The following is a 20,688-nucleotide window of genomic DNA, read 5'->3' as shown; positions in this document are numbered from 1 at the left end:
GTAGACCGTCTGTTCAAGTCTTTTTTTGTACCCGCGTAATATGAAATTTAACCGGAGGCTGTATGGCTGGAGTTTCAGGACGTTCCGGCCGTCGTCCAAAGCCTACGGCCAAGAAGCTGCTTGCTGGCAACCCTGGCAAGCGCGCAATCAACCAAGATGAGCCTGATTTTGGGCTGGTCCAGTCTATCGACTGCCCATTTTGGATGGGCGACCATGGCCGCGAGCTGTGGGAGACGGTCTGCCCGCTGCTGTGCCGAGAGAAGGTGCTTGAAGCCACCGACGTGCAAAACCTTGAGGTGTACTGCAACGCATACGACCAATTCAGGATTGCGCAAGAAGAGGTCAAAAACAATGGCGTGACTGTGCTGGGCGCCTCTGGCTCTCCGATTAAGAACCCAGCTGTGACCGCTGTGAAAGAGGCCGTCGCGATGATGGCCACATACGGCGGCATGCTGGGCCTAGATCCAGCCAGCCGTCAGCGCATCATCGGTAAGAAACCAGAGGGAGGCGGCAATCCATTTGCCGAGCTATTCAATGCCTAAATATTCCTCTGTTGATGTTGCCAACCGTTTCGCAAAAGATGCAATCGCAGGCAAGGTGCCATGCTGCCGGTACGTTAAGCAGGCGTGTCAGCGCCATTTAGATGATCTGGAGCGCAGCAAAGGGGATGATTTCCCGTATGTGTTTGACCCTAAGGAGGCGCAGCGGAAGATAGCGTTTATCGAGCTGCTGCCGCATACCAAGGGCGAGTGGGGTTTTAAGCGCCAATTGGTCACGCTGGAGCCGTGGCAAAAGTTCGGGCTGGCTTGCACCTTTGGCTGGAAGCGTAAAAGCGATGGCATGCGCCGATTCCGTGAGAGCTATTGGGAGGTTAACCGAAAAAACGGCAAGTCTGTGATTGCGGCCGGCGTCGGCTTGGCCATGTTTGCCATGGACCAAGAGTTTGGCGCTGAGGTGTACTCGGGTGCTACGACTGAAAAGCAAGCGTGGGAGGTGTTTCGGCCTGCACGCCTGATGGTGCAGAGGTCGCCGCTACTGGTGCAAGCCGCAGGCGTTGAGGTGAATGCATCAAACCTAAACAAGCCCTCAGATGGAAGTCGCTTTGAGCCAATCATTGGCAATCCGGGTGACGGCGCTTCGCCTTCGTGCTCCATTGTGGATGAATACCACGAGCATGACAGTGACTCGCTCTACACCACGATGTTGACCGGCATGGGGGCGCGCAAGCAGCCGCTGATGTTCATCATCACCACCGCTGGAGCAAATATCGAAGGCCCATGCTACGACAAGCGCCGCGAAGTAGTGGAAATGCTCGAAGGCACGGTCCCCAACGAGGAGTTGTTTGGCTGGATTTGGACGATTGACGAGGATGACGACTGGAAAGACCCGGCTGTCTTGGCCAAGGCAAACCCCAATATTGGCGTGTCTGTCTACCGGGAGTACCTGGAGAGCCAGCAGCGAAGGGCTATCCAGCAGGCGCGCTTTACCAATACGTTCAAAACCAAGCATTTGGGCTTGTGGGTGACGGCAAAGTCGGGATTTTTCAACGTTGCACAGTGGGATGCACTTAAAGATGAATCATTGACGCTGGAGCAGTTCGAGGGCCAGCCGTGCGTGCTGTCGTTTGACTTGGCGCGCAAGCTGGATATGAACAGTATGGCGCGATTGTTCTGGCGCGATATCGACGGCAGGCGGCATTACTACTCAGTGGCCCCTAAATTTTGGGTGCCTGACGAGACGGTGAGCAACATGGACAACCGGCGCATGGCCGAGCGGTTTCAGAAGTGGGTGAATGCGGGATTGTTGACTCCAACAGATGGCGCAGAGGTGGATTACAGGGAAATTCTGGAAGAGGCCAAAGAAGCCAATAGGCTCAACCCAGTGCAGTGCTCCCCAATTGACCCGCATGGAGCCACCAACCTAAGCCATCACTTGGATGACGAAGGCCTGATGCCAATCACGATCACGCAGAACTACACCAACATGTCCGATCCGATGAAAGAGCTGGAAGCCGCTATTGCTTCGGGACGATTTCATCATGACGGCAACCCGATCATGACCTGGTGCATTGCCAACGTGATTGGCAAGACGTTGCCGGGTAATGACGATGTGGTGAGACCTATTAAGCAGGGCAATGACAACAAGATTGACGGGGCTGTGGCCTTGATCATGGCGGTGGGGCGTGTATTGCTGCCACCAGAACAGGAAAAGGATTACCAGGTGTTTTTCTTATGACAGTGAAACGTGTTTACAGCCAAATCATCGTAAAGTCGATGAGCGAGGACGCCCGTGAAATCACCGGCATCGCCTCAACAATCGCTACTGATCGCGATGGCGACATCGTGGACCCTGGTGGCGCGGAGTTCAAGCTTCCCATTCCCTTGCTTTGGCAGCACGACCGTCACCAGCCAATTGGCGAGGTGACAGCCGCAAAGCTGACCAAGGCAGGCATTGAGATCAAAGCCAAGCTTGTTGCGCCGACTCAGGACATGCCCAGCCAGATGGTGGCGCGGCTCAATGAAGCATGGGCCTCGATCAAGTCGGGGTTGGTGCGCGGGCTTTCTATCGGCTTCACGCCGCTTGAATACTCGTTCTTGGATGGCGGAGGCATGCATTTTGTGCGCTGGGGGTGGTATGAGCTTTCAGCCGTGACTGTCCCTGCAAATCAAGAGGCATCCATCACCTCAATCAAGTCTTTGGATTCTTCGTCACGCGCCGCGTTAGGCATTAAGCGCGATGATGATCCGCATTGCGGGGGAAGCCCCGATTCACCGCCAGGCGTTACTGGCAAAAAGCAACAGCCCGCACCAAGCGGGTTTTTTTACGCCAAAACGAAAGGCAATCAAATGAACGTACAAGAGCAAATCAAGGCTTTGGAAGCTAAGCGCAAAGAGCTGGCTGACGAGCGAGTGACCATCCAAACCAAGGCTGCTGACGAAGGCCGCACCAAAGATGCATCCGAGTCTGAGCGCTTCGGTGAAATCACTGCCGAAATCAAAGCGTTGGACACCGAGCTGGCTGATCTGCGTGAAATGGAAAAAGACCTACAGGCCACAGCAAAGCCGGTGCATGGCAAGTCCCAAGAAGATGCGACCGCATCACGCGGCGGCGCATCTGTGATCAGTGTCAAGCACAACCATGCTGAAAAAGGTTTGGCCATGGCGCAACTGGTGCGCCTGAAGCACCAGTCCGGCAACAACCCTTTCTATGCCGCACAGATCGCCGAGTCGCAAAAAGGCAGCTTGGATCCGCGTGTGGTTGAAATGGTTAAGGCCGCTGTACCTGCTGGCAACACTGGCACGCCAGCATGGGGTGGCGTCTTGGTTGCGCAAGGCGGCGTGATCGGTGATTTCGTTGAATTCCTGCGTCCACAAACAATTTTGGGCAAGTTCGGCCAGGGCGGCATTCCCGCGCTCCGTGGCGTGCCATTCAATGTGCCGCTGGTCGGTCAGGCGACTGGCGGCGCTGGCTACTGGGTTGGCGAGGGCAAGGCTAAACCATTGACCCAGTTTGCATACGGCTCGCAAATTCTGCAGCCGCTCAAAGTTGCCAACATCGCCGTCATCACTGAAGAGCTGTTGAAGCGCGCATCTGTCGCTGCAGACACCATGATCCGTGATCAATTGGTGGCGGCACTGCGTGAGCGCTTGGATACCGACTTTGTGAACCCTGCCAAGGCCGCAGTTGCGAATATCTCGCCAGCTTCGATCACCAATGGTGTGGCTGCAACCGCATCCAGCGGCAACGATGCAGATGCAGTGCGTACGGACGTGCGCGCCATCATGGGCAAGTTCCTGGCCGCCAGCAACGTTCCATCTACCGGTGTTTGGTTGATGGGGTCTGCCACTGCGCTGGCGTTGTCGCTGATGCTCAATCCATTGGGCCAGCCTGAATTCCCAGGCATCACCATGACGGGCGGCACATTCTTGGGCTTGCCTGCCATTGTTTCTGACTATGTGCCTGCTGGCCTGGTGATCTTGGCGAACGCTTCGGATATCTACTTTGCAGACGAAGGTGGCTTTGAAGTTGACCTGTCTCGCGAAGCGTCCTTGGAAATGGATAACGCTCCATCGCATGACAGCAACACGCCAACAGCTGCGACCGGCCTTGTGTCGATGTTCCAGACAAACAGCGTTGCATTCCGTGCTGAGCGTCATTTGAACTGGGCCAAGCGTCGTCCTGGCGCGGTTCAGGTGCTGACCGGCGTCAATTGGGGTGTGCCTGCTGCTGGTGGCGGTGAATAAACAGTAGCTTGGTTTAAGGGGCTGGCCGATGTGCCGGCCCTTTTTGCAAAGCATCTGAAAGGAAAGCCATGAAGGTTGTCTTCAAACACAAGTCAGGCCGATCTGAGCTGATGAATCAGCGAGAGGCGGATATTCTGCAAAAGCTCAAACGCGGCACATATCAGACCAAAGACATGCAGGCGCGGCCTGTGACTCAGGAGGCAGGGTCAGTTCAGCATGGCGCAACAGACGAGCCAATCAAAAAGCAGACACGCAAGCGTCAAGCAGATAAGGGAACGCCAGAATGAATTTCATTAGCCGCGCATATCGGTCAGTACGCAAGGCCATGAGTCCGGTCGGCGGTGGGCGCGGCTGGTGGCCAATGGTTCGTGAGGCATTTGCAGGTGCATGGCAGCGCAACCAAGAGCTGCAACACATGGACCTCTTGGCTTCGCCTATTGTCTATTCCTGCATTACCTTGATTGCCAATGATATAGGTAAGCTGCGCGTGAAGATCGTCGCTAAAGACTCGCAGGGAATTTGGGTAGAGGTGGCCGAAGACAATGGGGTAAAGCCAGTGCTGCGCACCCCTAACCGTTTTCAAAATCACATCCAGTTCAAGCAGTGGTGGCTCATGTCAAAACTGCGGTTTGGCAATGTATACGCTCTCAAAGAGCGCGATTCAAAGGGCAAGGTCAAGGCGCTGTATGTGCTCGACCCAACATTGGTGACGCCGCTGGTTTCCGATGACGGATCGATTTTTTACCAGCTGGGCCAAGACAACTTGGCAGGATTGCGCACCGGGGGCACTGTGGTTCCGGCGAGCGAGATCATTCACGATCGTATGAACTGCCTGTACCACCCGTTGGTTGGAATTTCGCCTTTGTATGCAGCTGCTATTGCTGCGGGCATTGGCATCAAGATTCAGGACAACACACTTCGATTCTTTGCCAATAGCGCCCAGCCGGGTGGCATCCTTGTGGCCCCTGGCAAGATCACCCCGGAAAACGCCAAAGAGATCAAGGAAGCGTGGGATACCGGCTACTCGGGTTCAAATGCAGGTCGAGTGGCTGTGCTGGGCGAGGGCATGAAATTCGAGCCTATGAGTCGCACGGCTGTGGACTCCCAGCTGATCGAGACGCTGCGATGGTCGGACGAGCGCATTTGCTCGGTCTTCCATGTGCCAGGCTACAAAGTTGGCGTTGGTGCAGCGCCAAGCCACAACAACATCGAGGCGCTGGACCGTGCTTATTACTCGGACTGCTTGCAATCGCCTATTGAAGAGATGGAGGCTTGCTTGGACGCTGGCCTAGGCTTCGATGGCGAGACAAAGGGTGTCGAGCTCGACCTCGATGGTTTGATGCGCATGGATAGCAAGACCCAGATGGAGACGCTGAAGGCTGGTATTGATGGATCAATCCTTGCGGTGAATGATGCGCGCAAGCGTGTAAATCTTCCGCCGCTGGCTGGTGGCGAAACTGTCTACATGCAGCAGCAGGATTACCCGCTTGACCAAGTTCGACTGAACCGCATCGACCAGGCTGAAAGCGTTCCGGCAATTGCCCAAATGAGCGAGGCAGACAGTCAGGCGTTAGCAGAGGCAAAAGCGCTGCTAGCCACACAAAAGGCCATTCAGGCTGCACGAGAAAAGGTAATGACCCATGTTTAATCCTGATGAGTTTGGCGAGGCCATGGGGCAGTTGGTATTGGATGCTGTTCGGCCTCTGAAGGCGGAGATTGAAGAGCTAAGAAAACAGCTAGCCGAAGCAAAGCAGACAGTCGCCACGCAGGCATTCGTGCGGGAACAGATCAAAGCGCTGCCTGTGCCAAAGGATGGCGCGCCGGGGCAAGATGGAAAAGCGGTGAGCATCGAAGAGGTCGATAAGCTGGTTGAGGCGCGAGTTAAGGCCGCCATTGCTGCCATGCCTGCACCAAAAGACGGCGCTGACGGCAAGGACGGCGCTCCAGGTCAAGACGGCAAAACCGTGACCCTGGAGGAAATCGATTCTTTGGTGGCAGAAAAGTCTGCGCGTTGGGAGTTGGATTTCGAGCGCCGGGCTGCGGCAACCTTGGAAAAGGCAATTGACCGCATGCCAAAACCGAAGGATGGCACAGACGGAAAGGATGGACGCGACGGTGTTGATGGACTTGGCTTCGATGACCTGCAGGCCGAGTACGACGGCGAGCGTGGTATCACTTTGAAGTTCACTAAAGACGATCGGGTGAAGTCGATTGCACTGGCTATGCCCGTTGTGATTGATCGCGGCGTCTACAAAGAGGGTGCGGACTATGTAACAGGTGACGGCGTTACCTGGGGCGGCTCTTACTGGATCGCCCAACAGGCGACCAAGGCTAAGCCAGATTCGCAAAACAGCGGATTCCGCCTTGCAGTGAAAAAGGGCCGCGACGGTAAAGATGGCCGCAACGGCATCGATAAAACCGCGCCGGTGAAGGTCAAGGAGTGAATATGGAAATTGTGACAATCGACCAAGCCAGAGAGCATTTGCGTGCCGATGCGGATGATGAGGATGACGCGGACCTGCAAATCAAAATCAATGCAGCCACTGAGGCAGTGCTGGACTACATCACTGCTCCGATCTGGGAGCCGGCGCGTAGCGAGGACGGCCGACCAGTCAAAGGCGGTGACGGCATTGAGGTTCCAGCTACAGATGCCGATGGAAAAAAGATCGTTCGCGCTACTGTGCGCCACGCCATCTTGCTGACGGTTGGCTACTTCTACAGGGAGCGCAACGGCTCACAGGAGCATCGTGTGAATGATCAGAATGGATACGGTTATGCGCTGCCCCAGTCGGCCACGGCTTTGCTGTATTCACTCAGAAAGCCGACGGTGGTGTGATGGAGGCTGGAAAACTCAATCGCCGCATCACGATCCAGACGCGGCGGCAAGGCCATGATGCCGCAGGCCAGCCACTGGATGGCTGGGGCAATGACCTCAAGTTGTGGGCGTGGGTCAAAGCGCCCACCGGCAGCGGCATGGCAAATGCACAAGAGGGCGTGGCGCGCTCGATCACTTCGTACTCAATCCGCGTGCGGTACAGGCCGAGTCTGGATAACAGCATGCGCGTGCTGTTGAAAGGAGTGGCCTATGACGTGCGCCTAGTCTCTCACGACCACGCTGGCCGAGAATGGACTGACCTGCTGTGTGAAGTGGGAGGCAACGATGGCTAAAACCGGACTTTCGTTCGATGTAGCTGGCGCACTAAAAGGGATTGATGCTTTTGCGGTCCAGCTCAAGGGGCACCTGCCGCGATCCATGGCTGTCGCCGGTGGGCAGGTCGTGCGCGATGAAGCGAAAAAAAGAGCGCCCAAGCAATCAGGCCTGTTGGCCAGCAGCATTTATGTGGCCTATGCCGATAAGCGGTCCCAACCAAAAGATGGGTTGGCGATCTATTCGGTTGCGTGGAATGCAAAAACGGCACCGCATGGGCATTTGATCGAGTTTGGTCACTGGCGCTACAACAAGCAGGCGGAAAACGGGCGCTACATGAAGTCAAAGCGGCCAGGTGTGCGTCGCGGCAAGGGGGCGCAGGACCATAGCGGGCCAGGCGCGCTGGAAAAGCCTGTATGGGTGCCAGCCAACCCGTTCATGCGGCCGGCTTACGACGCGATAGCCCAAACCTCGGTGCAGGCCATGCTAGATCGCGGCCAAGTGCGCCTGGCTGAGATCATGAAGGCAGTGGCAGATGGCAAAGACTGGACAGCAAAGGACTCAGCATGACCATTGAAACAGAACTGTTTGCGCTGCTGGGGTCGCTTGTTGACGGCCGGTGCCATCCCGACACCACGCCAGATACGCCTGTGTTCCCCTGCATCGTCTATCAGAGCGTGGGCGGCCAGGCATATGACTACGTGGAGCGCAAGCCGCCCGACAGTGAGAATTACCGCATTCAGATTATTTGCTGGACGAAGCGGCGCGCAGAAACCACTGCCTTGGCCCTGCTGGTGCGGCAAAAAATCATTGAGGCTGGTCATGCATTCAAGTCAGCCAAAACACTTGGCCAAGCCGTGAGTCAGTACGAGGAACCACTCAAGCTGTACGGCAGCCGCCAAGACTTCAGCATCTGGCTCAAAGTCAGGTAACACCAACAAGAGCCGTAAAGGCCAAATTCAGCCCGCCATCGAGCGGGTTTTTTATTGTGTAAACGAAAGGACTGAGATGAACAAATTTACACCATTGGTTGAAATTATTGATGGCGAGCCGCTTGCCTCCACGCTTGTGATTGCCAAGGGGATGAAGGCACAGCATGCCAGCACAATAAAGCTGGTGCGCAGATACCAAGCAAGGCTTGAGCGATTTGGCTTGGTCAGATTTGAAATCCAACCAAGATCGCCAGGCAAGCATGGAGGCGGCGACGCTGAATATGCGTACCTGAATGAACGTCAATCTGCGTTCGTTATTTCCTTGATGCGAAACAGCAATTCTGTTGTGGACTTTAAGGAAAACTTGATCTATGAATTCTTCCGCATGCGTGATGCGCTTTCGCAGCGGACACACAATCTATGGCAGCAGCTGCAGGCTGCGATTGCTGAGGAAGTGGAGTCAAAGGTAAAAGCCACCTTCGGATCGCGCTTGATGTTGGATCGCAAGCGTGAGAAACCTTTGCTTGAGGGGCGCATCATGAAACTCGAAAACGAAATTCAGCCAACCCTACCGCTGCACTAATTACCACACAGTCCTTTCGTGGTTGCCCGCCTTGTGCGGGTTTTTTATTTCCGCATCACCGCCAACGTGAAAGCCGAGGCGGTTTTTTTGTGCCCATTCCGGGCGAATCTCAGCCACCCATGCGGTGGCGTTTTCAATTGAAAGGGCCACAAAATGGCAGTAACCTTCCCTGACGGCTCCGTAGTGGGCTTTGCAACAACCATCAGTGCCGCTCAAGCCTTCAGCGACGGCACAAACGCCGACCCGTTGGATATTACGGCTACAGGCCTGACTGAAGGCAGTGTAATTGCCGTCACCAGCGCAAAATGGCCCGGCTTGGTCAACATTGCAACTGAAGTGGGCGCGGTTGACGCCGGTGTTGCTGAACTGCTTGGCATCGATACCAGCGACACAACACTGTATGTCCCAGGCAATGGCGCTGGCCAGCTGGTGGTCGCATCCAACTTTGTCGACTTTTCACAGCAAGGCGAACTGACGCCATCTGGCGGTGAGCCGCAGACCTATAACGGCAAGTACCTGGAAAACCCGCTGGGCCAAGAGTTTCAGATTCCGATTGGCCAGACTGCGCGCAGTTCTGCGCTGACGCTGGACTATGACAAAGAGTTGCCTTGGTACAAAGCGGCCAAAGCGCAATCGCGCAAGCGTCAGCCGACCGTGATCCGCATCACTTTGCCCAACGGCGATGCCATCTATGAGTGGGGCTATCTGCACTTCAATGGCAGCTTGCCGCTGACCTCTGGCCAACCGATCAAGAACACGGCCACCTTCTATTTCCAGAGCGCGGAAGGCACGCTGGTGGCTCGGGCGTAAGTCAGCCAACACCAACACCAACACAACGGCACCCATGCGGTGCCGTTTTCCATTCTATTCACCGAAAGAACACCATGGCCATTAAAAAAGGCAACGCACCAAAAACCATCCCTGCAAAATTGACGATCAAAGGCCAGGGAGAAACAAACGCACTCAACCTGACTTATCGCAATCTCAAGTCCACTGAATTCAAAGACTTTGTGGAGAGTTTGCAGGGGAAAAAAGATCCGTTCTATCCATCGGTTGCAGTGCATATCGTTGCCGAATGGGATACCGACTACTCTTTGTCGATTGAAGGCATGCAAGAGCTGGAAGATGAACGCCCGGGCACGCTGCGAGCAATCATTGAAGGCTTCCACAAATCCCGCCAGTTCGCACTGGAAAAAAACTGAAAGAGGCAGTCGGCGCGATGCTTTGGCGCAGGCCGACTGCCGAGGATTTGCGGGGAACTGGGCTGCGACCCAGTCATTACCAAGAGCCGATGGTGGAGTGTTGGCCCGACATTTGGCCCGCACTCATGCTGTATCACGACAATCGCACTCAGACCATACCGGGCTTTAACGGGCCTACTGGTCTGAACTACCTTGTGTTCAATAGTGAGCTTGACCGCATGGGCTTACAGGGCGATGAGCGTGAGGAAATCATGGGGCATGTGCGCATCATCGAGGCCGAAATGCTTAACAAGCACTACAAGGACTTGGAAGCGCAGCAGGCGAAGAAGTAGACCGCTTGTTTGCACGCCTTACCTCTGGCTCAAGTGTTGGATTTTTGGCTGGGAGTATGGCGGTGCATCGGCTGTCTTTTTGGCCGGTCTTCGGGTCCATGCCTGACAAAATGCGCCGAATTGCGATCACGTCATGGAAATTCGGGCTTGTCATCGGATGAAATACGCGGCCCAAAGAGGTGAGGCGATCTTCAAGCTCTTGAGCAAACGAGATTGGCAATGCGCTGTGGCCGCTGCGATGGACAAAATCAAGGCCTGCTTTTCTGAGAACTGCATTGACCAGTGGCATGAACACTTCGACAGGGTAGGTATTGGATTGTTGTACGCGGCTTGTCAGGCGTTCGATGATGCTGCCGATGGAGTCGCGCCGGATGGACTCGGCAGTTTCGTCAATCGCCAACTCCTGCTGCTGCCCGACTTTGTAGGAGCCGGTCTTGCGGATTGAGGGCAGGACTTCGCCATAGACCCACATTTGAAACGGCAAGGCCTTGGGCTTGTCGCTACGACCAAGGAAGAAATACAAGCCTTGCTCTTGGAGAAATAGGGCGCTTTGAGTGCCGCCAAGGGTGTGAATCGGTTTCACACCCTTCCAAATCTCAGGGATATGGGCGCAAACTTTGGATGAGCGGCTGGTGGCCGCATAGTCCAGGGCATTCATAACGTCGCCAGCGTGAAACCAAGTGCTGTCACCGTCCTGAATCAAGCGCACGAGGTGATCATCAAAGTGAAAATTTGATGAGGTGATAGAATTTGACATGAAGATTCCTTCGGTAAGAGGTTGGGATTTTTCATTAGAAGCCTCAACCGTTGGCGCGGTTGGGGCTTCGCCTTTTGTGCTTACGGCTTCTTGCATTGCGTTTCCTGTTGATGTTTGGCCTGTTCGATCAGGTTGTTGATGAACCAATTGGCAGAGCGGTCTATTTGTTCAGCTTGTTGCTTCACCCATTCCATAGTGTCTGGTTTGTTTGGGCGGAATGGGAATGTCGTTCTAGTTTGACGGTGTGTCATCGCTATCCTTTCGTTTGGTGTCGAGGTGATTCTGTTTGATATCCATGTGGATGTCAAATAGATTCTTTGAAAAGATTCCTTTTGATAGCCACAATTGCGTCCATGAGCAGCAGCAGACACCAATTACCGTCCTATCCATTGCGCATGGAGGAGGAGCTACGCGAAAAGATAGCAGCAGCAGCCAAAGCATCTGGCCGCAGTATGAATGCAGAGATCGTGGCGCGGCTGGAGGCGGCGTTTAGAACTAACGACCTTCAAAAGATCAATGAAGAGTCGTTTGCGGCTCTTGCCAAGGAGTTGGCTGAAATAAGAGGATCGCTGCCAGAAAACATGATCCAAAAAAATGAGGCGATATCGCACCTTGTTCATGAGGGAATGGTTAGTACAGGGCTTGGATTTAATGATGCTCTTTTTCTTCTCGCTTCAAAGGGGTTGGCAAGTTTAAATAATGCACCTGTAGTAATAATCCAAACGGCAAGAGGTGCAACTGCTGGAGAGGTGAGAGATCTTATTATGGAGGTTAATAAAAATGCGGAGGATGATGCGCATGTTTTTTATTTGACTGGCGATATTAAAGAAACAAAAGCAATGAAGTAGTTTTTGGAGTGCTGATGATTGGTTTTTATATATCGTTGGTTTTTGTTTTTTTGGTGGCTTGCGCGTATCTTTGGCCTTCAAATAAAGAGGAGAAGCTCCGATATGATCGGCTGAAATATAAAAGGCGATATGGGGGCAGAAAACTTCCGCCAGATGAGCTTAAGGAATATGAACGGTTAAGTGTTAAATATTGGTGGCGATGATGTGTTTTTATAATTAAAGTAATGAGATGTTATGCAAAGAGTGGCATTGATAGTCATCGTTTTTTTATTGGTTGGTTGCGATTTTAATTTAGGGAAAAATTGCGCGAGCCCTCATGATGCGTATGCAGCGGCGAATCGTTTTATTCGTAGCGAGCTACAAACCACAGCCTCTTATCAGTTGGCTTCTTACTCAAAGTCAAAAGTCGATGAGTACGCAAGATGCAGGTTTAGTGTAGAGACGGTGATTGAGTCAATTAATGGTGGTGGTGTTTATCTTGAAGAGAATGCCATTATAAAAATTGAGTACAGTAAAAATTTAGGTGGTTGGCGTCTAATAGAAATAGACGTCAAATAAGAGGATCAACGAGCGCCAAAATGGCGCTTTTATTTTGCCCGCACGGTTTGCGCCTTGCGGGCTTTTTTGTGGGCGAAATATGGCAGAAGATCAAGTAGTCGGCACAGCACGGGTTGACATTGTTGTTGGGGCTGATGGCGTTGAGGTTGGAACCAATAAGGCCAAAAATTTCATCAAATCCATGTCGCAGGAGGCTCAGGCCGAATATCAGAAGCTGACCCGCAGCGAGAAAAACCGATATGACGCGCTCCTGAAAAATGCCGACCAACTGGGCATGACGCGCTCTCAGCAGCTTGCCTATAACGCTACCTTAAAGACCAGTGGCGCACTTCACGACGAGGTAATCAAGCGCATCCGCGCCCATGAAGCTGCGCAAGTCAGCGACAACGCAGCACTGGACATGGGTTACCGCAGCCACAAGCAGCTCCAACAGGCAATGCGCGGTACGCCAGCGCAAATCAGCGATATTGTGGTGTCGTTGCAGGGCGGACAGCGCCCTATGACCGTGTTTTTGCAGCAGGGCCTGCAATTGCGCGACATGTTCGGCTCATGGAAGCAGGTTGCTGCAGGCGCGGGATCTGCGGTGGTTGGAATGGTTAACCCCATGACGATTGCCGCGACTGCGGTTGGGGTGCTTTTTGCTGCTTGGCACTCGGGTCAAAAAGAGGCTCAGGCTTTCAATAAAGCCATTGTCATGTCGGGGAATGTGGCCGGATTGAGTGCCGGTGAGCTGCAGACAATGGCTCGCCAGGTTGGCGAAATCACAGGAACGCAGCGCGAGGCATCTGCCGTGCTGGCCCAAATGGCAGGCTCGGCTAACATCGCCAAAGAGGGCATGGTGGGCTATGCAGAAACTGCCATCAACCTGAATCGCTTGGTGGGCAAATCCGTCGAGGAAACCATTGGTGACTTTGAGTCACTGGGCAAGTCACCCGTTGAGGCTTCGCAGAAACTCAATGAGCAGTATGGCTATCTGACCTTTGCTGTTTACGAGCAAATCAAGGCTTTGGAAGAGCAGGGGCGCACCGACGAAGCGGCAGAGCTTGCACAGCAGGCCTACAAAAAAGCGATGGATGAGCGAACCGCCTCATTGGAAGCAAACCTTGGCGTCCTGGAGAAAGCGTGGGCTGGGGTCGCCGGAGTTGCGTCTAAGGCGTGGGACAACATGCTCGGACTCGGGCGTGAGAAATCAATCGAGCAAGCGATTGCGGAAGCAAGGGCAACAATAGCCTCCCTTCAATCAGCGCCATCCTCAACTGGTATTTCAGAGATTGACAATTTCCTTCCAGCGACAAACAACCAAGGAGCAATTGCTGATCAAGAGCTGCAGATCAAACGATTAGAGTACACCAAGGACGCTCTTGATTCTCTGAATGATGCAGCCGCCGAGGGCGTTAGGCTTGAAAATGAACGCATCACTGCAAGCGCTACTTGGGCGGCGGCGGCTCCCGAGGACGCCAAGAAGCGCAAGAAACTTCAGGACGAAGAAAATGAATTGCGCCGCGCAGGTATTGCCTTGGGCAAGGATGAAAAGGCCATTGAGGAGCAAATCGCGTCACTGCGCGCAAACAGGCAGTCTAAAACTGGCGGCGGTGGCGGACGCTCTGCTGGTGACGCTGAGCTGGCATCTATCCGTGCCCGTATTGCAGCACAAGACGAGCTGCTTGAGCGCCTGAAAATCCACGGCACAGAGACACAAAAGCTGACAGAAGGCGAACGCATCGTCCTGAAGCTGCAAGAGGACTTGACCGGCAAGCTGACGTCACGCCAGCGCGCAACCAAAGAGCTGGCCTTGGAAGAGGCTAAGCGGCTAGTCACAGCAGAGAAGGCCACGCAAGCGGAGGAAGACCGCCTCAAGCGCGAGCAGGCATTCACGAAAGAGATTGATGAGTCACGCAAGGCGCGTCAGAAGCAAGTGGAGGAGATGCTGAAGTCCGTCGAGCAGATGGATAAGAGCAACACCACGTTGCGGGAAGAGATTGAGTTAATCGGCAAGTCGCGTCAAGAGCAAGCCAGGATACTAATTGGTCGTGAACAGCAGCGCCTAGCTGTTGCTGAGTTGCGTCTTGCTGAACTGCAGCGCGCAGCAGATCTTGGCCAGTCAACCACGCAAGAGTTGTATGCCCAACAGCAAATTGTCGACAAAATCCGTGAGCGCATCGCTTTACTTGAAAACAAGGATTTTGCTGAAGGCAATGCCGAGGCCGCCAAGTTAATCGCCAGCCAATGGGACAAGACTGCCAAGACAATCGGCGACACGCTCAACGATTACATCATTGGCGGCGGTAAAAGTGCTGCTGAGTATCTGGAGAGGCTATTCGCTGCTTTAGTGTTGCGACCCATTGTTGAGGCTGGCGTGGGCTCTGTCATGGGGCTTTTCGGCGGCGGCCAAGGGGCTGCAGCTCAATCCGGCGGCTTTTGGGGTGGACTTGGTAACTCTGGCGGCGGCTTCACAAACTGGAGCGGCTGGGGTGGGAATGCCGCTAGAGGTTTCGGCAACCTTGGATTTGGCTTGTACGAAAACGGCTATGAGTCTGCAGGCAATGCCCTAATGGGTTTGAGCGACTCAATCCGCGACTTTGACACATGGCTGCAGGATATTCCGGGCTTTCAAGGCGGGATCGGCTCAGCTGCAGGCTATGCGGGCGCGATATTCCAGTTGTTCCAGGGCAACTACGGCTCTGGCATTGGCTCGGCAATTGGTACTGCGATCATGCCCGGCATCGGCACGATGCTGGGTGGGTTGCTCGGCGGATGGATTGATGGGCTGGATGGGTCGGGGGATGTGCACCGCGGAGGAACGGGTCATTACTTCAGCGGCAATTCAGAAAACTACCAGTCTGGCCCACAGTCCCATTACGACGCAACCGTGGGGGGCGCACTAGAAGGCCTGGCCCTTGGCGTTGGCGCTAGCTTTGACAAATTCCTCTCGGATTTTGGCCTAGAGGGTCGCGCTCAAGTTTTCACCGGCTGGTCTGATGACTTCGACGGCGAAGGCGGGTCATGGGGCGATCTGCGGATCAATATCCAGAACGCGCAAGGGGAGTGGGAAGAGCTGATCAATTGGGCGTCGGAGCCTTGGGATAGCAAATGGTCGCCGCGTGAGTTTGCGCCGATGGAGGAGGGCTGGGCTGAGTACGTCACAGCAGTTGCGCAGTCATACGTAGAGGCGCTGCAAGGCTTGGATTTGCCAGATTGGGCAAGCGGATTGCTTGGCCAGGTTGGCGATGACGCTTCTTTAGAGCAGATCAATGCGGTTCTTGGGCAGCTTGCGGCCATGCGCGAGACGCTGGCGGGCTGGCAAACCTACCTTGTCGAGTTCGGCAATGTGGGTGACGCGGCATTCGGCGCACTGCTGGAAAGCATGGGCGGCTTTGAAAACCTGTCGTCCGGCGTTGCCGCGTTCGTGGACTTGTTCTACAGCGACGCTGAAAAGCTGGAAATGTCGCAAAAGCAGATCGCAGAGCAGCTTGCGAAGTTTGATCTGAAGATGCCGATGCTTGATCTCAGTGATGAGACGATGGACACGGCTGAGGAGGTCAAAGCAGCCTGGCGCGCCATGGTCGAAGAAGCGCTTGCGGCTGGGGAAGAGGGCGCAGAGCTGGCAGCGATGCTGCTGAATCTGGGGCCAGCGTTCGCGCAGACAACGGATGCAGCTGAAGCTGCGGCGCAGGCAGAAGCAGAGCTGGCACAGGCCCGCATCGATGAGCAGCAGCGAGTCATTGACGCGCTCTACAGCGACGCGGGCATTAGCGGCGACACGATCGCACAGATTCTGCGCGACGGGATGCTGGGCCGGTTGACGCAAGATGACGTGGGCGCTCAGTTGTCGGCCCACATCATCGACGGCATCTACAACAGTATTGCGGGTGGTTTTGCGCAGCAGATCACAGACACTTTTACGAGTGGAATCATTACGCCACTGCTGCAAGCTGCGGCTACTGGCTCTGCAATGTCTGGCGTGGTGTCGCAGGCCTCGATTGACGCTGTTGTGGGGCAGGCTCGTGCATCTGTTGCTGCTTTGCAGGCGATCTTGGATGACCCCGCTTTGCAGGCGGCGATAGCTGCTATCAATTCAACAATCAAAGACCTGAATGTTGGATCGGTAGCTGTGCCAAAACCTGTCGCTCGCCCAAGTTACAGCGGCGGTTACAGCGGCGGGTCGTCGATCAAGTCTCAAGCAAACGAGATGATCAGCGCATGGGAGTCTGTCTATAACGCGATTCTTGGCTCTATGGAGGATTTGCGCGACACGATTCTTGGTACGACGCAAGACTCGGGCAACAGCTTCTACGAAGCGCAGTTTGCAATGCTCACGGCTCAGGCCAGGGCGGGCGATAAGGATGCCGCTGAGAAGCTGCCCGAACTGGTGGACAAGCTGGCCGAATACGCAAAAGGCAATAGCGCGTCTTTGTTTGACCAAAACTCAAGCATAGCGGGCTACATCAAGTCGCTTGAAGACACGCAGAAGTACATCGCGGGCTTCTATCAAAAAGCAGGCGGGAAACTGTCCGATCTGGAGGCATGGGACACGCAAAGCGTTTATCAAGCCGCTGACATGAAGCCTGTGAATGTGCCGGCCAAGGTGATTCCTACGGTTGACAACAGCGCGATGCTCAACTCTCTGAATAGCAGTAGTGGCAACACTGCGTTGCTGGCTGAGATGCGGGCTATGCGCACGGAGCTGGCTGCGGTGAAGGCGGAGCTGGCAGCAGCGCGCTCAAGCGCAGAAGACACTGCGGCAAACACGCGCAACATCAGCCGAACGCTAGATGAAGTGACAAATGGGGGTGATGCAATGATTACAAGGGAGGCTACAGCATGATTGTTTATCCGCCGATTGACATAGATCAAGCGCGGTTTGTAGCGTCTTCAGTGCCAGAGCCAGACGTGGCCAATGGTGAGCAAGTTTGGTCTTCTGGGCAGACTTATGCGCTGGGCGATTCTGTAATTCGGCTTGAGACGCACAAGCGCTACCAGGCGCTGGTCGCTATAGAAGCTGGGGACACGGCCACGCCGGAATCCTCGCCGCTCAAGTGGCAAGACATGGGCGCGACCAACCNTGGGCCAGGCAGGCGAGTCCTTGATGTTTCGCGTCAAACCAGGTTCTCGTATTGACTCTGTGGCCCTGGTCGGCATGGAGGCCAGTAACGCCACGATACGCATCTATCAAGACGGAGTGCTGCAAGTCACGCGCACAGTCAGCTTGACAAAGCGGGTTGTGCGGAACTGGTTCGATTACTTCTTCAACGACTTCACATACCAGACCGACACGATCTTCTCTGATCTGCCGATGTACTCGAATGCTGAAGTTGAAGTCGAGCTGGGCTACGGGGATGTTGCGCCATCGATCAAAGCGCTTGTGGTGTGCCGCAAGGTGAATCTGGGCAAGACGATTGTTGATCCGAGCGTGAGCGGCGCGAACTACTCTCGCATCGTGCGCGATGACGAGTACGGGAATGTGGCCCGAATCGTAGAGCGGCGCTTTGTGCCGACGACAAAGCAAAAGCTGCACGTCGAGGACAGCAGGGATGCAGATCAAATCCGAGAGACGCTGATCTCAATCAGATCAAGGCCCGCACTTTTCAGCGGCTTAGACGACCAGACGAGCAACCCATGGTTCTCGTCTTTTTTAATTTATGGACTGCTCAAAGACTGGACGCTGACAGCGCCCAGCATCAATTACGGCAGCTTGAGCATTGACCTGGAGGAGTTATGACAGACATTGTTGATGTGCCGGATATTCCGGTTTTGCCCACGCCGCCAAGCACAAACGATCCGCAGAACTTCTCACCACGCGCTGACGGATTTTTGGGGATTTTGCCCGAGTGGTCGGACGGTTTGGATGGCGTGGCCGAATCAGCAAAGACAAACGCCACTGCAGCCAATGAACGTGCGGTAGCGGCTGCAGCTTCTGCTGCGACAGCCAGCACCAAGGCGAACGAGGCGGCTGCATCTGCAGAGCTGGCAAAGAACGCGCCTACGACTTACGGCACGACCGCGCAGGCACTGAATATCGGGGCAGGGGCTAAGAGTCTGACTGTAGAGACAGGGCGGGCCTTCATGTCCGGCCAGGCTGTCGTGTTGGCGGCGGCTGCAAACCCGATCAATCAGCGCATGTACGGCATCGTGACTGCGTACAACGCGGCCACCGGCGCTCTATCTGTGACCGTGAGCGCATTTACAGGCTCTGGCAGCGTGATAGGCTGGACGGTGACGCTTGGCAATGCTCCTGCTCAGGGTGGCTTAGCTGTGCTGAATGTGGCAGCAAACGCCAACGCGGCGGCGGGCGTTTATCACGTCATCACAGCCGCAGGCGTGACGCTAACTATGCCCGCAGCGCCGGAGGTTGGCGACGAAATTGGTTTCTGCAACGCATCAAGCGGAGAAGCCACGGTGAACTGGAGCGGTAAGACAGTCAAAGGCACAGCGCCGAGTCCGCAGGCAATGATCGTGCCCCGCTACGGCGCGGCGGTTGTGAAATTTAACGGGAGCACATGGGCATGAGTGATTTTTATACGTTGCTTGGGGGTAGCAAGCCGCTCGCACTCTGGGTGAGTGGTACGACATACAGAATCGGAGACTATGTTGTCAGCCCGTTGTCGTCCCATGTCTACATGCGGAAAACAAACGGCGCTGGGACGACAGACCCAGCGAACGATAAGACGAACTGGCGTCTGATTGGTGCTGGGGGTGTGCGGTCTGTGCAGAAGGGGCAAGCACGTATGAGTAACTCTGGGGTAACTACGTCAACTAATGTCGAAATATCTCCTGTTATTCCCAACGCTTGCATTGTTTCAGTAGTGAGGCTTACGCCCTACATAGATACTGCCTATTCAAACTACACACTATCTGGAAGCACGCTAGTAATCACCAAGACATCAAGCGCAGAAAGTGATTTCTCATGGGAAATAATTGAATACTGGAGTTAATCATGCGATATGCACAAATAGACGAATCTGGGTTTTGCTTTGCAGTTTCGCAGCTTGCTGGGCCAGTTGAGAGCCCAAGCATGATTGAGATGGGCGCTGGTGTGGACGTGCTCGGCAAACGCTGGGATGGAGCAGCATGGCTTGATGTTCCGGCTGCGCCGGTGAATGCGCATCAAATCACGCGCCGCCAGGGTCTCATCGCGCTCTACACAGAGCAGGGCATCAAAGAGCAAGACGTGCAAGCGGTAATCGATGCAATTGAAGATCCATCACAACGCTACATCGCGCAGATCGAGTTTGCAAATCAGTATTGGGAGATAGACAACCCGCTGATTGCGAGCTTCGGAGCAGCCTTGCAGATCGCGCCAGAGCGGCTACAAGAGTTATTCAACATAGCGGCAACGCTCTAAGCGACAACACACCACCACGGCCTACGGGCCGTTTTTTTATGCCCAAAGCATCGAAACTATGAAAAAAAGATTATTGGCATTCTTGTCGCTACTGGGTATTCAGCAGCATTTAACTGCACAACAAAAGCAGGACTTGGTTCACGCGGGAATGCAAGCAACGCCAGGCGCGGGGGGCGCCGTGGGGTTGAAGACGTTCGGTGTTGGGTTGGCTGATCTGGTGGCCATCGCCACGCTGATCTACATCGCACTGCAAGCCCTGCACTTGATTTGGAAGTGGCGCAGGCAGGCGCGCATTGATCGGCTGCGTGAAGAAGCCGGACAGGACTTGTGTAAAACAGACTGGGGGAATTTATGAGCAAGATTCCAGCATCGCTCAAACAGCGGCTCTTAGTAGCCGCTTTTTCTTTGTCTGCTGCCGGTGGCTATGCGGTATACGAGGCCAGCCAGCCCAGCGCGGCAGTGCAGCTGGCCCACGAGATCGGCGCGCACTATGAGTCAAGTGGCCGGCACATTGGCACACCTTACGTGGACACGTTGGGCAAAGGCCGGCCGTGGACGGTTTGCAACGGCGTGACCGGCCCTGACGTGATTGCAGGCAAGACGTACACACGCGAAGAATGCAAAGCGCTGGAGCTCAAGATACTGCAGCGCAGCGAGAAGGCCGCAAAACGCATGTTTGCACACTGGGATGATTACAACGTCTGGGTACAAGCCAGCATCATCGACATGCTCTACAACCTGG

24 protein-coding genes are annotated in these 20,688 nt (G+C 54.7%); 22 read left to right on the top strand and 2 right to left on the bottom strand.

The window, feature by feature from the left end; translation table 11 throughout:
* The first annotated feature begins 62 nt into the window (after nt 1–62).
* The 14 genes from E8K88_RS16425 to E8K88_RS16360 all read left to right on the top strand — a co-directional run bounded on the left by E8K88_RS16425 (nt 63) and on the right by E8K88_RS16360 (nt 10,441).
* Nucleotides 63–542, top strand: a complete 480-nt coding sequence (locus tag E8K88_RS16425) for a phage terminase small subunit P27 family (protein ID WP_136407763.1) — start codon at nt 63–65, stop codon at nt 540–542.
* A complete protein-coding gene (locus tag E8K88_RS16420) occupies nt 535–2,235 on the top strand; it encodes a terminase large subunit (protein WP_136407762.1) in 1,701 nt (566 codons plus the stop codon). The genes E8K88_RS16425 and E8K88_RS16420 overlap by 8 nt, the downstream gene beginning before the upstream one ends.
* The gene (locus E8K88_RS16415) at nt 2,232–4,244 is read left to right on the top strand and encodes a phage major capsid protein (RefSeq protein ID WP_136407761.1); all 2,013 of its coding nucleotides are present in this window, start codon (nt 2,232–2,234) and stop codon (nt 4,242–4,244) included. Before E8K88_RS16420 ends, E8K88_RS16415 begins: the two co-directional genes overlap by 4 nt.
* A 68-nt stretch (nt 4,245–4,312) precedes the next feature.
* Nucleotides 4,313–4,531 (top strand): hypothetical protein, encoded by a 219-nt coding sequence (locus E8K88_RS16410; RefSeq protein ID WP_136407760.1) that lies wholly within the window; start codon nt 4,313–4,315, stop codon nt 4,529–4,531.
* Nucleotides 4,528–5,892, top strand: a complete 1,365-nt coding sequence (locus E8K88_RS16405) for a phage portal protein (RefSeq protein ID WP_136407759.1) — start codon at nt 4,528–4,530, stop codon at nt 5,890–5,892. Before E8K88_RS16410 ends, E8K88_RS16405 begins: the two co-directional genes overlap by 4 nt.
* Nucleotides 5,885–6,688 (top strand): collagen-like domain-containing protein, encoded by an 804-nt coding sequence (locus E8K88_RS16400; RefSeq protein ID WP_136407758.1) that lies wholly within the window; start codon nt 5,885–5,887, stop codon nt 6,686–6,688. The genes E8K88_RS16405 and E8K88_RS16400 overlap by 8 nt, the downstream gene beginning before the upstream one ends.
* Nucleotides 6,689–6,690: 2 nt before the next feature.
* A complete protein-coding gene (locus E8K88_RS16395; RefSeq protein WP_136407757.1) occupies nt 6,691–7,080 on the top strand; it encodes a head-tail connector protein in 390 nt (129 codons plus the stop codon).
* On the top strand, nt 7,080–7,412 hold the full coding sequence (locus E8K88_RS16390; RefSeq protein WP_136407756.1) for a phage head closure protein: 333 nt from the start codon (nt 7,080–7,082) through the stop codon (nt 7,410–7,412). The genes E8K88_RS16395 and E8K88_RS16390 overlap by 1 nt, the downstream gene beginning before the upstream one ends.
* The gene (locus E8K88_RS16385; RefSeq protein ID WP_136407755.1) at nt 7,405–7,962 is read left to right on the top strand and encodes an HK97 gp10 family phage protein; all 558 of its coding nucleotides are present in this window, start codon (nt 7,405–7,407) and stop codon (nt 7,960–7,962) included. The genes E8K88_RS16390 and E8K88_RS16385 overlap by 8 nt, the downstream gene beginning before the upstream one ends.
* A complete protein-coding gene (gp17, locus tag E8K88_RS16380; protein WP_136407754.1) occupies nt 7,959–8,324 on the top strand; it encodes a tail completion protein gp17 in 366 nt (121 codons plus the stop codon). The genes E8K88_RS16385 and gp17 overlap by 4 nt, the downstream gene beginning before the upstream one ends.
* 76 nt (nt 8,325–8,400) lie before the next feature.
* Nucleotides 8,401–8,907: a Rha family transcriptional regulator gene (locus E8K88_RS16375; protein ID WP_136407753.1), complete on the top strand. Its 507-nt coding sequence runs from the start codon at nt 8,401–8,403 to the stop codon at nt 8,905–8,907.
* Nucleotides 8,908–9,060: 153 nt separating this feature from the next.
* Nucleotides 9,061–9,717 carry a phage tail tube protein gene (locus tag E8K88_RS16370; protein WP_136407752.1) on the top strand — a complete coding sequence of 219 codons (657 nt, stop codon included), beginning with the start codon at nt 9,061–9,063 and terminating at the stop codon, nt 9,715–9,717.
* A gap of 74 nt (nt 9,718–9,791) precedes the next feature.
* Complete coding sequence (locus E8K88_RS16365; RefSeq protein ID WP_136407751.1) at nt 9,792–10,109, top strand: phage tail assembly chaperone; 318 nt, start codon at nt 9,792–9,794, stop codon at nt 10,107–10,109.
* Nucleotides 10,110–10,126: 17 nt separating this feature from the next.
* On the top strand, nt 10,127–10,441 hold the full coding sequence (locus E8K88_RS16360; protein WP_136407750.1) for a DUF1799 domain-containing protein: 315 nt from the start codon (nt 10,127–10,129) through the stop codon (nt 10,439–10,441).
* Here E8K88_RS16360 and E8K88_RS16355 read toward each other — a convergent pair.
* Together E8K88_RS16355 and E8K88_RS18085 are read right to left on the bottom strand one after the other, a co-directional pair.
* A complete protein-coding gene (locus E8K88_RS16355) occupies nt 10,395–11,294 on the bottom strand; it encodes a BRO-N domain-containing protein (protein WP_205880110.1) in 900 nt (299 codons plus the stop codon). The two genes, E8K88_RS16360 and E8K88_RS16355, sit on opposite strands and share 47 nt — an antisense overlap.
* Nucleotides 11,279–11,449, bottom strand: coding sequence for a hypothetical protein (locus E8K88_RS18085; protein WP_168797371.1), 171 nt, complete (start codon nt 11,447–11,449; stop codon nt 11,279–11,281). The genes E8K88_RS16355 and E8K88_RS18085 overlap by 16 nt, the downstream gene beginning before the upstream one ends.
* A gap of 102 nt (nt 11,450–11,551) precedes the next feature.
* On the opposite strand from E8K88_RS18085, the gene E8K88_RS16350 reads away from it, so the two are divergent.
* The 8 genes from E8K88_RS16350 to E8K88_RS16315 all read left to right on the top strand — a co-directional run.
* A complete protein-coding gene (locus tag E8K88_RS16350) occupies nt 11,552–12,046 on the top strand; it encodes an Arc family DNA-binding protein (protein ID WP_136407749.1) in 495 nt (164 codons plus the stop codon).
* A gap of 234 nt (nt 12,047–12,280) precedes the next feature.
* Nucleotides 12,281–12,604, top strand: a complete 324-nt coding sequence (locus tag E8K88_RS16345; protein WP_136407748.1) for a hypothetical protein — start codon at nt 12,281–12,283, stop codon at nt 12,602–12,604.
* 79 nt (nt 12,605–12,683) lie between these two features.
* A complete protein-coding gene (locus tag E8K88_RS16340) occupies nt 12,684–17,429 on the top strand; it encodes a phage tail length tape measure family protein (RefSeq protein ID WP_136407747.1) in 4,746 nt (1,581 codons plus the stop codon).
* A 261-nt stretch (nt 17,430–17,690) separates the two neighbouring features.
* On the top strand, nt 17,691–18,323 hold the full coding sequence (locus tag E8K88_RS16335; RefSeq protein ID WP_136407746.1) for a hypothetical protein: 633 nt from the start codon (nt 17,691–17,693) through the stop codon (nt 18,321–18,323).
* On the top strand, nt 18,320–19,111 hold the full coding sequence (locus E8K88_RS16330; RefSeq protein ID WP_136407745.1) for a hypothetical protein: 792 nt from the start codon (nt 18,320–18,322) through the stop codon (nt 19,109–19,111). The genes E8K88_RS16335 and E8K88_RS16330 overlap by 4 nt, the downstream gene beginning before the upstream one ends.
* Nucleotides 19,112–19,538: 427 nt before the next feature.
* On the top strand, nt 19,539–19,946 hold the full coding sequence (locus tag E8K88_RS16325) for a hypothetical protein (RefSeq protein WP_136407744.1): 408 nt from the start codon (nt 19,539–19,541) through the stop codon (nt 19,944–19,946).
* 58 nt (nt 19,947–20,004) lie between these two features.
* A complete protein-coding gene (locus E8K88_RS16320; RefSeq protein ID WP_136407743.1) occupies nt 20,005–20,301 on the top strand; it encodes a hypothetical protein in 297 nt (98 codons plus the stop codon).
* A partial coding sequence (locus E8K88_RS16315) for a lysozyme (RefSeq protein ID WP_136407742.1) occupies nt 20,298–20,688 on the top strand: 391 nt, incomplete at its 3' end. The genes E8K88_RS16320 and E8K88_RS16315, both read left to right, overlap by 4 nt.

This window comes from Lampropedia aestuarii (genome assembly GCF_004803635.1).
Taxonomy (GTDB): Bacteria; Pseudomonadota; Gammaproteobacteria; order Burkholderiales; family Burkholderiaceae_C; genus Lampropedia; species Lampropedia aestuarii.
Note: the sequence above shows the minus strand (reverse complement) of the source record. Positions and strands in the feature narration are given on the sequence as shown.

Coding starts and splice junctions, on each gene's coding strand:
- E8K88_RS16425 (WP_136407763.1), top strand. CDS start 63: ATGGCTGGAGTTTCAGGACGTTCCGGCCGTCGTCCAAAGCCTACGGCC.
- E8K88_RS16420 (WP_136407762.1), top strand. CDS start 535: ATGCCTAAATATTCCTCTGTTGATGTTGCCAACCGTTTCGCAAAAGAT.
- E8K88_RS16415 (WP_136407761.1), top strand. CDS start 2,232: ATGACAGTGAAACGTGTTTACAGCCAAATCATCGTAAAGTCGATGAGC.
- E8K88_RS16410 (WP_136407760.1), top strand. CDS start 4,313: ATGAAGGTTGTCTTCAAACACAAGTCAGGCCGATCTGAGCTGATGAAT.
- E8K88_RS16405 (WP_136407759.1), top strand. CDS start 4,528: ATGAATTTCATTAGCCGCGCATATCGGTCAGTACGCAAGGCCATGAGT.
- E8K88_RS16400 (WP_136407758.1), top strand. CDS start 5,885: ATGTTTAATCCTGATGAGTTTGGCGAGGCCATGGGGCAGTTGGTATTG.
- E8K88_RS16395 (WP_136407757.1), top strand. CDS start 6,691: ATGGAAATTGTGACAATCGACCAAGCCAGAGAGCATTTGCGTGCCGAT.
- E8K88_RS16390 (WP_136407756.1), top strand. CDS start 7,080: ATGGAGGCTGGAAAACTCAATCGCCGCATCACGATCCAGACGCGGCGG.
- E8K88_RS16385 (WP_136407755.1), top strand. CDS start 7,405: ATGGCTAAAACCGGACTTTCGTTCGATGTAGCTGGCGCACTAAAAGGG.
- gp17 (WP_136407754.1), top strand. CDS start 7,959: ATGACCATTGAAACAGAACTGTTTGCGCTGCTGGGGTCGCTTGTTGAC.
- E8K88_RS16375 (WP_136407753.1), top strand. CDS start 8,401: ATGAACAAATTTACACCATTGGTTGAAATTATTGATGGCGAGCCGCTT.
- E8K88_RS16370 (WP_136407752.1), top strand. CDS start 9,061: ATGGCAGTAACCTTCCCTGACGGCTCCGTAGTGGGCTTTGCAACAACC.
- E8K88_RS16365 (WP_136407751.1), top strand. CDS start 9,792: ATGGCCATTAAAAAAGGCAACGCACCAAAAACCATCCCTGCAAAATTG.
- E8K88_RS16360 (WP_136407750.1), top strand. CDS start 10,127: ATGCTTTGGCGCAGGCCGACTGCCGAGGATTTGCGGGGAACTGGGCTG.
- E8K88_RS16355 (WP_205880110.1), bottom strand. CDS start 11,294: ATGCAAGAAGCCGTAAGCACAAAAGGCGAAGCCCCAACCGCGCCAACG.
- E8K88_RS18085 (WP_168797371.1), bottom strand. CDS start 11,449: ATGACACACCGTCAAACTAGAACGACATTCCCATTCCGCCCAAACAAA.
- E8K88_RS16350 (WP_136407749.1), top strand. CDS start 11,552: ATGAGCAGCAGCAGACACCAATTACCGTCCTATCCATTGCGCATGGAG.
- E8K88_RS16345 (WP_136407748.1), top strand. CDS start 12,281: ATGCAAAGAGTGGCATTGATAGTCATCGTTTTTTTATTGGTTGGTTGC.
- E8K88_RS16340 (WP_136407747.1), top strand. CDS start 12,684: ATGGCAGAAGATCAAGTAGTCGGCACAGCACGGGTTGACATTGTTGTT.
- E8K88_RS16335 (WP_136407746.1), top strand. CDS start 17,691: ATGTTTCGCGTCAAACCAGGTTCTCGTATTGACTCTGTGGCCCTGGTC.
- E8K88_RS16330 (WP_136407745.1), top strand. CDS start 18,320: ATGACAGACATTGTTGATGTGCCGGATATTCCGGTTTTGCCCACGCCG.
- E8K88_RS16325 (WP_136407744.1), top strand. CDS start 19,539: ATGCGATATGCACAAATAGACGAATCTGGGTTTTGCTTTGCAGTTTCG.
- E8K88_RS16320 (WP_136407743.1), top strand. CDS start 20,005: ATGAAAAAAAGATTATTGGCATTCTTGTCGCTACTGGGTATTCAGCAG.